The organism is Streptomyces sp. NPDC096323 (assembly GCF_040302845.1).
In the GTDB taxonomy this organism is placed as follows: Bacteria; Actinomycetota; Actinomycetes; order Streptomycetales; family Streptomycetaceae; genus Streptomyces.
The window spans coordinates 511,319-526,773 of the sequence record NZ_JBEOSI010000004.1; the positions used below are offsets into that span (position 1 = coordinate 511,319).

The 15,455-nt window shown below is 68.1% G+C and carries 9 protein-coding genes; 3 read left to right on the plus strand and 6 right to left on the minus strand.

Annotated elements, in window-relative coordinates; all coding sequences use genetic code 11:
* Window positions 1-104: 104 nt before the first annotated feature.
* Window positions 105-2,267, minus strand: a complete 2,163-nt coding sequence (gene murJ, locus ABTX18_RS13680; RefSeq protein WP_352122899.1) for a murein biosynthesis integral membrane protein MurJ — start codon at window positions 2,265-2,267, stop codon at window positions 105-107.
* A 49-nt stretch (window positions 2,268-2,316) separates the two neighbouring features.
* The gene (locus ABTX18_RS13685) at window positions 2,317-4,614 is read right to left on the minus strand and encodes a DUF6049 family protein (protein ID WP_352122900.1); all 2,298 of its coding nucleotides are present in this window, start codon (window positions 4,612-4,614) and stop codon (window positions 2,317-2,319) included.
* 181 nt (window positions 4,615-4,795) lie between these two features.
* Here ABTX18_RS13685 and ABTX18_RS13690 point away from each other — a divergent pair, with 181 nt between their 5' ends.
* Window positions 4,796-6,238, plus strand: a complete 1,443-nt coding sequence (locus ABTX18_RS13690; protein WP_352122901.1) for a CCA tRNA nucleotidyltransferase — start codon at window positions 4,796-4,798, stop codon at window positions 6,236-6,238.
* Window positions 6,239-6,343: 105 nt separating this feature from the next.
* Here the strand turns inward: ABTX18_RS13690 and ABTX18_RS13695 are convergent, their stop codons facing one another.
* The 3 genes from ABTX18_RS13695 to ABTX18_RS13705 all read right to left on the minus strand — a co-directional run bounded on the left by ABTX18_RS13695 (window position 6,344) and on the right by ABTX18_RS13705 (window position 9,629).
* Entirely contained in the window at window positions 6,344-7,612 is a 1,269-nt protein-coding gene (locus ABTX18_RS13695) for an MFS transporter (protein ID WP_352122902.1), read from the minus strand.
* Between the two features lie 168 nt (window positions 7,613-7,780).
* Window positions 7,781-8,863, minus strand: a complete 1,083-nt coding sequence (locus ABTX18_RS13700) for an inositol-3-phosphate synthase (RefSeq protein ID WP_352122903.1) — start codon at window positions 8,861-8,863, stop codon at window positions 7,781-7,783.
* 61 nt (window positions 8,864-8,924) lie between these two features.
* Window positions 8,925-9,629: a PadR family transcriptional regulator gene (locus ABTX18_RS13705; RefSeq protein ID WP_352122904.1), complete on the minus strand. Its 705-nt coding sequence runs from the start codon at window positions 9,627-9,629 to the stop codon at window positions 8,925-8,927.
* Between the two features lie 402 nt (window positions 9,630-10,031).
* Here ABTX18_RS13705 and ABTX18_RS13710 point away from each other — a divergent pair, with 402 nt between their 5' ends.
* On the plus strand, window positions 10,032-12,770 hold the full coding sequence (locus ABTX18_RS13710) for a transglycosylase domain-containing protein (RefSeq protein ID WP_352122905.1): 2,739 nt from the start codon (window positions 10,032-10,034) through the stop codon (window positions 12,768-12,770).
* A 135-nt stretch (window positions 12,771-12,905) separates the two neighbouring features.
* A complete protein-coding gene (locus tag ABTX18_RS13715) occupies window positions 12,906-14,390 on the plus strand; it encodes a glycosyltransferase family 87 protein (RefSeq protein ID WP_352122906.1) in 1,485 nt (494 codons plus the stop codon).
* Window positions 14,391-14,412: 22 nt separating this feature from the next.
* On the opposite strand, the gene ABTX18_RS13720 is transcribed toward ABTX18_RS13715, so the two are convergent.
* On the minus strand, window positions 14,413-15,444 hold the full coding sequence (locus ABTX18_RS13720; RefSeq protein ID WP_352122907.1) for an alanine racemase: 1,032 nt from the start codon (window positions 15,442-15,444) through the stop codon (window positions 14,413-14,415).
* Window positions 15,445-15,455 lie beyond the last annotated feature (11 nt).

The following is a 15,455-nucleotide window of genomic DNA, read 5'->3' on the forward strand; positions in this document are numbered from 1 at the left end:
TGGGCGATGCCAGCCAGCCCCGCACAGTCACGCCAATTGTGCCCACACTCCGGCACCATGCACGACACGCGGGGACCGGCGATGGTTGTGCGGGCCGGTGATCCTCAGCGGCCGAGCCTTCCCCTGATCATGCCGACCATGCCGTTGATCTCTTCGATCCGCATCCGCTTCGCTGCGACGACGAATACTCCCAGCAGCACGATCCCGCCGCAGAGGAGGGCCAGGAGCGAGCCCGAAGCGCCGTCGCCGAGCACCTGGAGAAGACCGAAACCCACACCGCCGGCGATCACTGCCGCGGGGATGGCCGCGAGGCACAGCCGGGCGTAGGTACGCAGGACGTGGGCGCCGTCCAGGTCGCCGCCGAGGCGGTTGCGGAGCCGGCGCCAGGCGATACCGACTCCGACGGCGTAGGCGAGCCCGTAGGAGGCGGCCATACCGACCACGGCCCACTGGGCGGGCAGCGCGACGTAGCAGAGGGCCGAGGCGGCGGCGTTGACCAGGGCGACGATCACGGTGTTGTAGAAGGGCGTCCGGGTGTCCTCGTACGCGTAGAACCCGCGGAGTACCACGTACTGCACGGAATAGGGGATCAGGCCGAGGCCGAAGGCCATCAGGATGAAGCCCATGGACCGGGCGGCCTCGGGACCGCTGGACGCGTAGAGCAGGGTGCACATCGGTACGCCCAGGGCGAGGAACGCGAAGGCGACCGGCACGATGGCCACGGCCGAGTTGCGCAGGCCCTGAGAGATGTCGTCGCGGACCGCGCCCGGGTCGTTGTCGTGGGCGGCACGGGAGATGCGTGGCAGCAGCGCGGCCATCACCGAGACGGTGATGATCGCCTGAGGCATGCCCCAGATGAGCTGTGCGTTGGAGTACGCGAGGAAGCCCGCCCCGTTCTGGCCGGACGCCTTGCCGGCGGAGGTCGCGAGCTGGGTGACGACCAGCACACCGGCTTGGTTGGCGAAGACGAACAGCACCGTCCACTTGGCCAGCTTGACCGTCTTGCCGAGACCGTGGCCCCGCCAGTCGAAGCGCGGGCGGAAGCGGAATCCGGCCTCGCGCAGATACGGGATCATGGCGAGCGCCTGGACGACGAGCCCGAGCAGGGTGCCGATGCCCAGCAGCCGGACGCCCTCCGGCGGAATCGTCGTGACTCCCATCTGGGACTCGTGGGAAGTGCCGTACACCCAGATGAACAGGCCGAACGTGACGATCATGACGATGTTGTTGAGGACCGGTGTCCACATCATCGCGCCGAATTTCCCGCGGGCGTTGAGGATCTGCCCCATGACGACGTGCACACCCATGAAGAAGATGGTGGGCAGGCAGTACCGGGCGAAGGTGATGGTCACGTTGTTGGCCGCTGGGTCGTCGGCGATCGTCGACGACATCAGCCGGATGAGGAAGGGCGCGGCGAAGACCGCCACCGCGACGATCAGCCCGAGCGCGACCATCACGAGGGTCAGCAGCCGGTTCGCATAGGCCTCACCGCCGTCCTCGTCGTCCTTCATCGAGCGGACGAGCTGGGGGACGAAGACCGAGTTGAGTCCGCCGCCCACGGTGAGGATGTAGATCATCGTCGGCAGCGTGTACGCGATGGTGAAGCTGTCGCCGAGGAAGGCCGCGCCGAGCGCGGCGGTGATCACCAGGCTCCGTACGAACCCGGTGAGGCGGGACACGAGGGTGCCGGCCGCCATCACCGCACTGGACTTCAGCAGGCTGGACGCCTTCCCGCCGCCGGACTTCGGCGGCGCGGGGGCGGGGGCCGGCTCGGGCCGGTCCGGCGGGACGGGGGGCCCCGCCGGACCCTCCTGGTCCCGGAAGAGGTGGGCGAAGGCGTCCGGCTCCTCGCCGTTCGTCGACGCCTGGGTGACGAGATCGTCCACGCCCACGAACTGGGTGGTCGCGGCGTCGTCCCCGTACGGCAGATGGCGCGACGGGCCGTCCGGCTCGGGGGGCGGGGTCTGCGCCCAGATCCGTGGGTCGGGTGGGTACTGCGCGGCCGGCGGCTGCTGGTAGAGCGGCTGCGGCTGCTGGTAGGTGCCAGGGGGCGGCGGCGGGTGCGCGGCGCGGTCGTACAGCGCCTCACCCACCGGATCCTGGGCGGAGAGATCCTGCGACCGGTAGGGGTCGTAGTCGTACGCCGCCTGCAGATACGGGTCCGCTGCCGGGTCCACCTGCTCCGGCCCACCGGGCACGGGTGGCCCGCCGGGATACCCAGCTCCGCCCGTACCCTGACCGCGGTCACCGTCGTACGGCGCGTTCATCGAAACCCCACCTCATCGTCCCCGGCCGACCGGCCACGACAGACATCGCTCAACGGTCCACTTTCTCACCCGTGCCCGACGGCTCGGGCCTTTCGGGACCGGTGTCCGGTGTCGGGTCACTCGGCTGCTCGGGTTCACTGCCGTCACCGCCCGCCGCGCCGCGCGCGTTGGCACGCTTGCGATGTGCATACATCCGGATTCCGGCGAGCACCAGGAGCAGAAGTCCGCCGGCGATCACGAGCAGCACCGTCGGGGTGAGCTCGGACACCTTCACCGTGAAAGCCATCTCCGCGCCGTACGGCCTGCCGTCCTCCGTGTAGAGCTGCGCGGTCATCTGCACTTGACCGTTGATGTTGGCCGCGGCGTCGAATTTCACGGACTGGCTGTGCCCGGCCCCGATCTGGATGGGCTGCTCCGCCACGGCGCCGCCGTCGTTCAGCTCCAGGCGCGTCGCGTTCTCCGACTTCAGCCGGAGCACCAGGTGACCGACGTCCTGGAGCAGTCTGTTCTGCACCGTCACGGGAATCGTGGCGCTGCGGCCGGACAGGGTGACGTCCGACTTCGAGATGAGCTGGACCTCGTTGATGAGGCCCTGGAGATAGGTGCGCACCGAGTCCCGGTACTGCTGGGCCTCCACGGGCTTGCCCCGCCACGACGTTGACATGGACCGGTTGACGGCGTTCCCGAAGGGGGTCACCACCCGCTCGGGCTGGGTGAGGATGACCTGGAAGTCGTCGAGGGAGGCCTGGGTCGACTTGATGTCCTGGAAGGCCTGAGTGGGCAGCTCCTGGCTGCGCAGCTTCTTCGGGTACTGGGACGGCCGGGGGACGGTGGTGGTCGCCTCTGCGTCGGGCTTCTCCGCCGCTGCCTGCATCAGGGTCCGGGGCCGCGTCCATCGGCCGTCGTCGAGGGCTTGGAGGGCCCGTGCCATCGACTGGGCCTGGGCGATGGTCGGCATGCGCTGGGGGGCCACGACGACGCTCCGGTCCTCGTCCGTGTCCTGCTCGGACAGGGCGAGCGTGAGGGCGAGGAACTTCTGCACGGCGAGGGTGGAGTCTCCGGTTTTCGCCATGTCGCCCTGGAAGGCTGTTGAGAGCCGGGCGTCGGAGACCACCGCGGTGGTGCCGCCGCCGATGGGCCGGGCGGCGGTCGGCGTGTACGCCAGGCCGGCGGTCTCCTGCAGGCTGTCGCTGCGGGCGATCACGTTGTGGGCACCGGCCGAGGTGGCGACATCCACGATGGACGGGTCGATCGCACCGTCGACCGGCCAGGCGAAGTCGGTCGAGGGCTTCTTGTGGAGGATGGTCTCCACCGTCATCCCGGCGACCTCGCTGGCCGTCTGGAGGTGGCTGAGCGTGCCCGACACGTTCTTGCCGCGGTGAGCGATGGAGGCCAGATCGGGGTCCCCGAAGGGCAGGGCGACGACCTTGCCGTCGGCCACGGCCGCTTCCACCGAGCTCAGCCACTTCTTGGCCACGGCCTGGTTCGTGCCGGCGACCGTGGTGGCACCCTCCCTGACGCGATAGCTCTGGGTCATGGCGTTGACACTGGCGAGCAGGTCGGGGTCGATCACCCAGGTCACGGGAAGCTGGCTCCCGAGCGACACCATGCGTTCGAGGCGGCCGCCCGGAGCGATCTCGGCGGCAAGGTCGTCATCGGCGAACACCGGGGTCTGCTGCTCGTCCGAGCCGGTCTCCGCGGTGAGATGCGCCGACGCGATGAGCGGCCAGAGGTAGCTGATCCCGGTCTTGGAGTCACTGTCCTTGTTCTGCCAGGGCAGAAACGTCCGCTTGATGCCGAGCACGTGGTCGTACTCAGCGCGCGCTGTCCGGCCCGACAACGAGACGCCCAGCTGGTAGACCCCGTCGTCACCCAGGTCCAGCTTGCTGACCGGCACGGACAGAGTGAAGTCCTGGCTGATGCCCGAACGAAGCTTGTCGACCTTGACCGTGTACTTGCCCCCGACCGGAGAGGGGTCCGTCCCCGGGACATACTCCGTGCGCCGGGCAGCCGCGTCGATCGAGGTCCTGCTGTAGAGCCGCGGGCCCACGCGCACGTCGACCTGCGCGTCGGTGACGGATTCCTTGCCCTTGTTGGTCAGAGTGCCTGAGACGGTGAGCGTGTCCCCCTTCACAGGGGCGCTCGGTGTCAGGGTGTCCAGGGATACCGAGACGGTGCTGGACCCCGTGGGAGCCTTGCTCGCGCCGCCGGCCTGCGCCTGCGGGGCGGCGACACCGGCCAGCAGAGCCGCGAGGAGCGGGGCCCCGGCGAGCGCGGCGGCTGTGCGCCGCAGCCACCGGGGGGCAGGAGAGGGACTCATCCCCTGGTTGTCTGCCGCCTCGGCCACGCGTACCCGTCCCTCGTCGTCGTCAGCTGCTGTCGATCGTCGTCCGTTGCTGCGTCCCCGCATGGTAACGAGGCGCGACGTGACCGAGTGCCGGGGCGTCCGCCCCATGATCGGAAGAGTCTCGCAGGCTGAGCGGAAACCGTGACGCCTCGGCCGGTCCGGGCACGTACCCTTTTCTGTTGTGCCGAACGCCAACGAAGACAACTCCAGCGCCCTGACCCAGGTGCAGCTCCGCGCAGTCAGCGAACTGCTGCGGGTCTCCCCGGTCGCCGACGATCTCGCCCGCCGATTCCAGGATGCCGGATTCCGTCTCGCCCTCGTCGGCGGCTCGGTCCGGGACGCGCTCCTCGGCCGGCTGGGGAACGACCTGGACTTCACGACCGACGCGCGACCCGAGGACGTACTGAAGATCGTCAGGCCGTGGGCGGACTCGGTGTGGGAGGTCGGGATCGCCTTCGGCACGGTGGGTGCCCAGAAGGACGGCTACCAGATCGAAGTCACCACATATCGGTCCGAGGCGTACGACAGGACCTCGCGGAAGCCCGAGGTTTCCTACGGTGACTCCATCGAGGAAGACCTTGTCCGCCGTGATTTCACGGTGAACGCCATGGCTGTCGCGCTGCCGCAGAAGGAATTCGTCGATCCGCACGGGGGCCTCGAGGACCTGGCGGAGCGAGTGCTCCGCACCCCCGGAACGCCTGACGAGTCCTTCTCGGACGACCCGCTGCGCATGCTGAGGGCCGCGCGCTTTGCCGCACAGCTGGACTTCGAGGTCGCTCCTGACGTCGTCGCCGCGATGACGGAGATGGCGGGCCGGATCGAGATCGTCTCCGCCGAGAGGGTGAGGGAGGAGCTCAACAAACTCCTGCTCTCGTCGCACCCCCGGAAGGGGCTGGCGCTGCTCGTCGATACGGGACTGGCCGGTCAGGTTCTTCCCGAGCTTCCCGCACTCCGGCTGGAACGTGACGAGCATCACCGCCATAAGGATGTGTACGAGCACTCCTTGACGGTCCTGGAGCAGGCGATCGACCTGGAGGAGGACGGACCGGACCTCGTTCTGCGCCTCGCTGCCCTCCTCCACGACATCGGCAAGCCGAGGACCCGGCGCTTCGAGAAGGACGGACGCGTCTCGTTCCACCACCACGAGGTGGTGGGCGCCAAGATGGTCAAGAAGCGCATGACCGAGCTCAAGTACTCCAACGACATGGTCAAGGACGTGGCGAAGCTGGTGGAGCTGCACTTGCGCTTCCACGGGTACGGCGACGGGGAGTGGACCGACTCGGCCGTCCGCCGCTACGTACGCGATGCGGGCCCCCTCCTGGAGCGCCTGCACAAGCTGACCCGCTCGGACTGCACCACGCGGAACAAGCGCAAGGCCAGTGCCCTCTCGCGGACCTACGACGGGCTGGAGGAGCGCATTGCTCAATTGCAGGACCAGGAGGAACTGGACTCGATCCGGCCTGACCTGGATGGCAACGAGATCATGCGGATTCTGGACGTCGGGCCGGGGCCGGTCATCGGCAGGGCGTACGCCTTCCTGCTTGAACTGCGCTTGGAGAATGGCCCGATGGAGCACGACGCCGCAGCGGCGGAGCTCAAGAAGTGGTGGGCGGCGCAGGGCTGAGGCCGCGAAGGCCAGGTCTGCTGTGAGAGTCGCTGGTCATGTTTCACGTGAAACATGACCAGTGGCGGAGACGCTGAGGGCGCTGTTTCACGTGAAACAGCGCCCTCAGTCGGTCCTGTCGGTCTTGCTCCACCGGAAAAGCATCGTGGCCACAAGGGCATAGAGCAGAGCCACCCCGATCAGCACCGTCGCCGAGCGTCCGTCAGCGGGCAGGAGCAGCGCCGAGGCGGCAGCAGCCCCCACGAAGGCGACGTTGAAGAGCACGTCGTAGAGCGAGAAGATCCGGCCGCGGAATGAATCGTCCACGGCTGTCTGCACCTCGGTGTCCGTCGCGATCTTCGTTCCCTGAGTGGCCAGTCCCAGGACGAACGCTGCCACGAGCATGGGCGTGGGCCTGAACCAGAGACCCAGGGCAGGCACCAGTGCGGCGGCCGTCGCGGCGAGCACCACCATCCAGCGAAACCCGCCCAGACGTCCCGCGGCCCACGGAGTCAGTACGGCTGCTGCGAAGAACCCCGCACCGGAGACCCCGACCGCCAGACTGAGCAACGCCAGCCCGTCGGACTCGTTGTCGGTCCAGGCGTACCGGCACAGCATCAGGAGCATGACCGTCAGTGCCCCGTAACAGAAGCGGATCACCGTCATGGCGGCCAGCGCCCTGGCGGCGTTCGTCCGCTCTGCCAGATGGCGCACTCCGTGACGCAGACCGCGTGCCGTGGTGGCCAGAGCGGTCCGCAGTCGAAGGTGGCCCTCGCTCTGGTCCGGCCCCAGCAGGCCGGAAGCAAGGCTCAGGGAAGCGAGCGCCGAGGCGAGGTAGAGCCCCGCGCCCACGAGTACCACCGCGGCATCGGAGTCTGCGAAGAGCAGCCGCACGGCGAAGGCGAGACCGCCGCCCGCCGTGGCGGCGAGGGTGCCCGCGGTGGGTGACAGCGAGTTGGCCAGCACCAGCAGATCCCGTTCGACGACGCGTGGGAGCGAGGCGGAGAGGCCGGCCAGGACGAAGCGGTTGACGGCGGTGACGCAGAGTGCCGAGGCGTAGAAGAGCCAGTCGGGGGCGGAGCCGAGGATCAGGAGTGCCGTACAGCAGCTGAGTGCGGCGCGCAGAAGGTTGCCGTAGAGGAAGACCTGCCGGCGCGGCCAGCGGTCCAGCAGCACGCCGGCGAAGGGGCCGATAAGCGAGTAGGGCAGCAGGAGCACGGCCATCGCGGAGGCGATCGCGCCGGCGGACGCCTGCTTCTCGGGGGAGAAGACGACATGCGCCGCGAGAGCCACCTGATAGACGCCGTCGGCCGACTGGGACAGGACCCGCACGGCCAGCAGGCGGCGGAAGTTCCTCAGGCGCAGGAGTACGCGCAGGTCACGCACGACGGGCATGGGAGCAAGAGTCACATACGTTGAGGGTCCCCGGGCGGATTGCCCGGGGACCCTCAACGGAGCGGGGAGTCAAGAAGCGTTGCCGCTCCTTGAGGGGAAGCGTTGCCGCTTCTCCTCAATAAGCGGCGCCGCTCTCGTCACACCGCGCCGACACACCTGACAGGTGGGTCAGTTGGAGACTTCACCGCGGATGAACTTCTCGACGTTGTCACGGGCCTCGTCGTCGAAGTACTGAACCGGCGGGGACTTCATGAAGTACGAGGAAGCGGAGAGGATCGGGCCGCCGATGCCGCGGTCCTTGGCGATCTTCGCAGCGCGGACGGCGTCGATGATGACACCGGCCGAGTTCGGGGAGTCCCACACCTCGAGCTTGTACTCCAGGTTCAGCGGAACGTCACCGAAGGCGCGGCCCTCAAGGCGCACGTACGCCCACTTGCGGTCGTCCAGCCAGGCCACGTAGTCCGACGGGCCGATGTGGACGTTGTCCGCACCGAGGTCGCGGTCGACGATCTGCGAGGTGACGGCCTGCGTCTTGGAGATCTTCTTGGACTCCAGGCGCTCACGCTCGAGCATGTTCTTGAAGTCCATGTTGCCGCCGACGTTCAGCTGCATCGTGCGGTCCAGGACGACGCCCCGGTCCTCGAACAGCTTCGCCATCACGCGGTGCGTGATGGTGGCGCCGACCTGCGACTTGATGTCGTCGCCGACGATCGGGACACCGGCCTCGGTGAACTTGTCCGCCCACTCCTTGGTGCCGGCGATGAAGACCGGGAGGGCGTTGACGAACGCGACCTTGGCGTCGATGGCGCACTGCGCGTAGAACTTCGCAGCGACCTCGGAACCGACGGGGAGGTAGCAGACCAGGACGTCGACCTTGCGGTCCTTGAGGATCTGGACGATGTCGACCGGGGCCTCGGCCGACTCCTCGATGGTCTCGCGGTAGTACTTGCCCAGGCCGTCGTGGGTGTGGCCACGCTGGACGGTGACACCGGCGCTCGGCACGTCGCAGAGCTTGATGGTGTTGTTCTCGCTGGCGCCGATGGCGTCCGAGAGGTCGAGGCCGACCTTCTTCGCGTCGACGTCGAAGGCGGCGACGAACTCGACGTCCCGCACGTGGTACTCGCCGAACTGGACGTGCATCAGACCGGGCACCTTGCCGGCCGGATCGGCGTCCTTGTAGTACTCGACGCCCTGGACCAGCGAGGCGGCGCAGTTGCCCACGCCGACGATGGCTACGCGAACCGAACCCATTCCGGTTGCTCCCTGTGTGTAATGGATGTTCCTGATGAGGCCCCGCCGAACTGCGGGAAACTCACTTGGCGGTGTCGCCGGACGGATCCGGCGGGTTGTTACCCCGCCGGGGCAGGCCGTCCGGCTCTCCTGCGGTGTCCTGCTGAGCTGAGCCCTCGGGCGAGGATCGTCGCTGATCCCGTCCCGACCGCTCGCTCTCGATGAGCTCGTTCAGCCAGCGCACTTCGCGCTCCACGGACTCCATGCCGTGTCGCTGCAGCTCAAGTGTGTAGTCGTCGAGGCGCTCGCGGGTGCGGGCCAGAGAGGCGCTCATCTTCTCGAGACGCTCCTCCAGCCGGCTGCGACGGCCTTCCAGCACCCGCATCCGCACCTCGTGCTCCGTCTGACCGAAGAAGGCGAACCGAGCAGCGAAGTGCTCGTCCTCCCAGGAGTCGGGGCCGGTGTGCGAGAGCAGCTCCTCGAAGTGCTCCTTACCTTCTGCCGTCAACCGGTAGACGATCTTGGCGCGGCGCCCTGCCAGTGAGGAGGCGGGGGCGACCGCACGGCCGGCGCCGGCCGGAAGGTCTGCCGGAGCATTCCCCGGTTCCTCGATCAACCAGCCGTTGGCGACCAGCGTCTTGAGACAGGGGTAAAGGGTTCCGTAGCTGAAAGCGCGGAAGATCCCCAACGATGTGTTGAGGCGCTTGCGCAGCTCGTAGCCGTGCATCGGGGACTCGCGGAGCAGTCCGAGGACGGCGAACTCGAGGATGCCTGAGCGTCTGCTCAACCTCGCCTCCTCCTTCTCCGGGTGCTCTCGCGTGGCCCTGTGCCGAGCCGGTGTACCGAGTCGATGTACCGAGCTGATGTATCGACTCGATACATCAGCACGATAGATCGGACTCGGGGCTGCGACAAGGGGCGCCTTAGTGAGCGGCGTCACATCACTAATTCGTAGCAACCGACTTGCGTAATTTGGGGTGAAGTTCGGCTCCAGGAGGGTTTTGACCGTGCGTAGTCTGTGCGGCATGCAGACCACCGGGAACCGTGTGACGTCCGAGGGCGTCAGTCGTCGCGGACTGACCGGATGCACTGCGGATGAGCCTGTCGCCGGGCTGGTCCGTAATTTCGGGGGACCGGATCTCAACTGCCGCTTCCAGGCGTTCTCGCCTGCCCGAGGAGTAGTCGTTCGATGAGCGAGCACCGTCGCAAGATGCCGCAACCGCAAGGTGGCGGTCGTGCCGCGGCCAGACGAGCCGCCCAGCAGTCCCCCGGACGACGCGCAGCGCCGTCACGCGGAGTGACATCAGAATCACCTTCCGGCTCGTACGGTGAGGAATCCCCGTACAGCGGTCGTGCCGCGGCCAGACGGGCCGCCCAGCGCGGCGGCGGTGGCCGTGGCGGTTCCGACGGCGGCGGTGGCCGCCGTCGCGGGGGCGGGGACGGCGGCCACGAGGGCCCGGGCCGTGGGCGCGGGGGCGGAAGCCAGCGCCCGGCCAAGAAGCGTTTCATCGATTACCCACGCGCCGGCAAGTACGGTCTGCGGCGATGGGTGCCGTCGTGGAAGCTGGTCTCCGGCCTGTGCGTCGGCTTCCTCGGCCTGCTGATGGGCCTCGCCGGCCTCGCGTACGCGATGGTCGCCAAACCAGAGGTCCAGGCGGCCGCGAAGGCGCAGAACAACGTCTACTTCTGGAAAGACGGCTCGCAGATGGTGGCCACGGGCGGTGATGTCAACCGTCAGATCATCGACTACGCCCAGATCCCTGAAGCCATGCGCAACGCCGTCATCTCCGCGGAGAACAAGAGCTTCGACACCGACCATGGCATCGACCCCATGGGTATCGCCCGGGCCGTGTTCAACATGGCCAAGGGCGGCGAGACCCAGGGCGGCTCGACGATCACCCAGCAGTACGTGAAGAACTCCCGGCTCTCGCAGGAACAGACGCTGAGCCGCAAGTTCGAAGAGCTCTTCATCACGCTGAAGGTCGGCAGCGAGATGGACAAGAAGGAGATCATGGCGGGGTACCTCAACGTCTCGTACTACGGACGCGGTGCCTCCGGTATCCAGGCGGCGGCGCGTACGTACTACGGCAAGGACGCCAAGGACCTGGATCCGAGCCAGTGTGCCTTCCTCGCCACACTGCTCAAGGGAGCCAGCTACTACGACCCCGCGGGTGCCACGGAGGTCGACTCGGTGCAGGCGACCCCGGAGAAGAACACGGCGCGGGCGGTCAAGCGCTGGAAGTGGATCCTCGACGAGGAGGTGAAGGACGGCCGGATGGAGCAGTCAGAGCGCGACAAGTACCAGACGTTCCCGATGCCCCTGAAGCCGAAGAAGGACGCTCAGCTGGGCGGCCAGATCGGCTATCTGGTCACGACGGCCAGGTCCAACTTCCTCAGCAATTACCACATCACCCGCGACCAGCTCGACCAGGGCGGCTACGAAATCCACACGACCTTTGACAAGAAGAAGGTCGACCAGCTCAGCAAGGCCGTCAAGAAGGTTTACGACGAGAAGATCGACGTCAAGAAGCGCCCGACGAAGGACACCCACGTCCAGTTCGGCGGCTCGTCGGTGAATCCGAAGACCGGTGCCATCGAGGCGATCTACGGCGGCGTTGACGCGACGAAGCACTACACCAGCAACGCCGATCCGACTGGCGCCGCGGTCGGGTCGACCTTCAAGCCGTTCGTGCTGGCAGCCGCGATGGAGTACGGCAAGCGGGACCCGTCGGGCGGCCCGGAGCAGGACGAGTCGCAGCGTACGAAGGTGTCGCCGAAGAGCATCTACAACGGCGCCAACGAGCTGAAGATCAAGAAGTACAACGGCGACGTCTGGACCGACGAGAACGGCAAGGAGTGGCTCCAGGTCAACGACGGGGACGAGTCGCTTGGCCCTGTCACCCTTCGTGAGGCGATGCGGGTTTCCGCCAACTCGCCCTACGTGCAGCTGGGCATGGACGTCGGCACCGACAAGGTGAAGGACGTGGCCCTCGCCGCGGGCCTGAAGGACGACCAGTACATGGCGAACGCGACCGTCCCGTCGTTTTCCATCGGCACCTCCTCGCCGAGTGCGACCCGCATGGCGGGGGCGTACGCCACCTTCGCGGCCAGCGGCCAGCAGCGCGAACCGTTCTCGGTGACCGAGGTGAAGAAGGGCGGCGAGGTGATCTACCAGCACAAGGTGGTCGCCAAGAGCGCCTTCTCCAACGTCATCGCCGACAACGTCACCGACGTCCTCAAGAACGTCGTCGACAAGGGGACCGGTACACCCGCCAAGCTTCCCGGGCGGGACGTCGCGGGCAAGACGGGTACGACGGATGACAACCTGTCCGCCTGGTTCGTGGGCTACACCCCGCAGTTGTCGACCGCGATCAGCATGTACCGGCTGGACGACAACGAAAAGAACAAGAACCGCAAGTTCGAGAAGATGTACGGCACCGGTGGCGAGAAGTCGATCCACGGCGCCTCGTTCCCCGCCCGGATCTGGCACGACTACATGGCCGAGGCCCTGGAGGGCCAGGAGAAGCTGTCCTTCCCCAAGCCGGAGCCGATCGGTGAAAAGGTCTACGGCGGCGGCGCGAAGAGCCCCACTCCCACGCCCACCCCGACGCCCACGCCGACACCGACCGAGACGGAGACCGTCAAGCCGACGCCGACGCCCGTGACTCCGACGCCGGACCCGTCGCAGACGACCTGCGGCGCGTGGGACATGAACTGCCAGAGCAACGGCGGCGGTAACGCCAACGGCTGGACGGACGGAGGCACCGACGCCGGGACGACCGACGGCGGGACCAGCGGCACGGACGAAGGGACCACCACCACCGGGACCACGGATGGCGGCGAGACCGACGGGGGTACCAGCCCCTCGCCCGACACGGGGGGCAACGGCAACGGGAACGGCAACGTCTTCGGAGGTCCGGCCGGGTAGCGCCCGGCAGGCGGCACACTCCGCGCGTCCGGCAGGCCGGGGTGCGGTGAACCGAGCAGTATGACGAGGGCCGCGGCACCCCTGGGTGCGGCGGCCCTCATCGTTTCCACACGTCGGTACGGCAGGATGTGCGGCATGCCAAGCGCAGAGGACACGAGCGTGCACCAGGAACCGTCCGTCGTACGGCCCACGCACCAGGACGAGGTCGCCGCGGCAGGCAGCGAGCTGATCGGCGGGCGGTCGGGGCGCTGGTCACGGCTCGGCAGCGCCGCGCTCACCCCCGTGGGCGCCGTCGCGCTGGTCGCGATCGGGATGTTCGCGCTCGGCATGGTGCAGAAGCTGCCCTGCTACAACTGGGCATGGTTCAGGGGCGCCGCCTCCCAGTACACGCACGCCTGTTACTCGGACATCCCGCATCTGTACGCGGGACGCGGCTTCGCCGAGGACCTGGTGCCGTACTTCGACCGGCTGCCCGGCGACATGCAGTTCCTGGAGTACCCGGTCCTCACCGGCCTGTTCATGCAGATCGCCGCCTGGCTGACCCCGGGCGGCTCCATCCAGGAGCAGGAACAGGCCTACTGGCTCGTCAACGCGGGCATGCTGATGATCTGCACCGCCGTCATCGCCGTGTGTGTCGCGCGTACGCACCGGCGCCGCCCCTGGGACGGGCTGCTGGTGGCGCTGGCACCAGCGTTCGCCCTCACCTCTACGATCAACTGGGACCTGCTGGCCGTCGCCCTCACCGCCGCGGCGATGCTCATGTGGTCCCGGAGCCGCACCCTGGCCTTCGGCATCCTCATCGGACTCGCCACGGCCGCCAAGCTCTACCCCGTGTTCCTGCTGGGTCCGGTCTTCGTGCTGTGCTGGCGTGCGGGGAAGTGGCGGGAGTTCTCGGTGGCGGCGCTCGGCGTCGCCGGTTCCTGGCTGGTGGTCAACCTGCCGGTGATGGTGTTCGCGCCCGAGGGCTGGAAGAAGTTCTACACCTTCAGCCAGGAGCGCTCCATCGACTTCGGCTCGTTCTGGCTGGTCATCACCCAGCGCACCGGCGAGTCCATCGAGGTCTCCACGGTCAACACCGTCTCGACGCTGGCGACCGTCTGCCTGTGCGCCGCGATCGGGGCGCTGACGCTGGCGGCGCCGCGCAGGCCGCGCTTCGCCCAGCTCGCGTTCCTCGTCGTCGCGGTGTTCATCCTCGTCAACAAGGTCTATTCACCGCAGTACGTGCTGTGGCTGATCCCCCTCGCCGTGCTGGCCAGGCCGCGCTGGCGGGACTTCCTGATCTGGCAGGCGTGCGAGGTCATGTACTTCCTGGGGATCTGGATGTACCTCGCCTACACGACGAGCGGGGACAAGCACCAGGGGCTGCCGACGGAGGGCTATCAGCTGGCGATCGTCCTGCACCTGCTGGGCACGCTCTACCTCTGCGCCGTGGTCGTACGGGACATCCTGATGCCCGAGCGCGACGTGGTGCGGCGCGACGGCTCGGACGATCCGTCGGGCGGGGTGCTCGACGGGGCCGAGGACGTCTTCGTACTGGGGCACGCGGTGTATCCGCCGCGCCATGCCGCCTTCGCCGAGACGGGACCACGGGTGGAGTGGGGCACCCCGGCCGCCGACTGAGCGACGGGCTGCCCCGGGCGCCTCAGCGGTCGACGAGCCGGTCGAACTGCGTCGTCGTGTGGCGCAGATGGGCCACCAGTTCGTCGCCGACCCGCGGCTCCTCGGCGTCCGAAGGCACGAACAGGATCGACACCTGCATGTGCGGCGGCTCGGCGAACCAGCGCTGCTTGCCGGCCCAGACGAACGGCGACAGGTTGCGGTTGACGGTGGCCAGACCCGCCCGGGCCACCCCCTTGGCACGCGGCATCACCCCGTGCAGGGCCTTCGGAGCCTCCAGGCCCACGCCGTGCGACGTACCGCCCGCTACGACGACCAGCCAGCCGTCCGAGGCGGCCTTCTGCTGCCGGTAGCCGAACCGGTCACCCTTGACGACGCGGGTGACGTCGAGCACCGCGCCCCTGTACTCCGTGGCCTCGTGGTCGCCGAGCCACAGCCGCGTACCGATGCGGGCGCGGAACCGGGTCTGCGGGAACTGCTGCTGCAGCCGGCCCAGTTCCTCGGCCCGCAGATGGCTCACGAACATCGTGTGCAGCGGCAGCCGGGCCGCCCGGAGACGGTCCATCCACGCAATGACCTCCTCGACCGCGTCCGAACCATCCGTGCGGTCCAGCGGGAGGTGCAGGGCGAAACCTTCGAGGCGTACGTCCTCGATGGCGGCGTGCAGCTGCCCGAGCTCCTCCTCCTTGACACCGTGGCGCTTCATCGAGCTCATGCACTCGATGACGACACGGGCGCCCACCAGGGCGTGCACGCCGTCCACGGAGGAGACGGAGCGAACGACCCGGTCGGGCAGCGGCACCGGCTCCTCGCCCCGCCGGAACGGCGTGAGCACCAGCAGATCGCCGCTGAACCAGTCCTTGATGCGGGCCGCTTCGTAGGTGGTGCCGACCGCGAGGATGTCGGAGCCGAATCGGATCGCCTCCTCGGCCAGCCGCTCGTGGCCGAAGCCGTAACCGTTGCCCTTGCAGACCGGTACGAGTCCGGGGAACTGGTCGAGCACGGATTTCTGGTGCGCCCGCCAGCGCGCGGTGTCGACGTACAGGGAGAGCGCCATGGCCGGTCCGG

Coding starts and splice junctions, on each gene's coding strand:
- murJ (WP_352122899.1), bottom strand. CDS start 2,267: ATGAACGCGCCGTACGACGGTGACCGCGGTCAGGGTACGGGCGGAGCT.
- ABTX18_RS13695 (WP_352122902.1), bottom strand. CDS start 7,612: ATGCCCGTCGTGCGTGACCTGCGCGTACTCCTGCGCCTGAGGAACTTC.
- ABTX18_RS13700 (WP_352122903.1), bottom strand. CDS start 8,863: ATGGGTTCGGTTCGCGTAGCCATCGTCGGCGTGGGCAACTGCGCCGCC.
- ABTX18_RS13710 (WP_352122905.1), top strand. CDS start 10,032: ATGAGCGAGCACCGTCGCAAGATGCCGCAACCGCAAGGTGGCGGTCGT.
- ABTX18_RS13715 (WP_352122906.1), top strand. CDS start 12,906: ATGCCAAGCGCAGAGGACACGAGCGTGCACCAGGAACCGTCCGTCGTA.
- ABTX18_RS13720 (WP_352122907.1), bottom strand. CDS start 15,444: ATGGCGCTCTCCCTGTACGTCGACACCGCGCGCTGGCGGGCGCACCAG.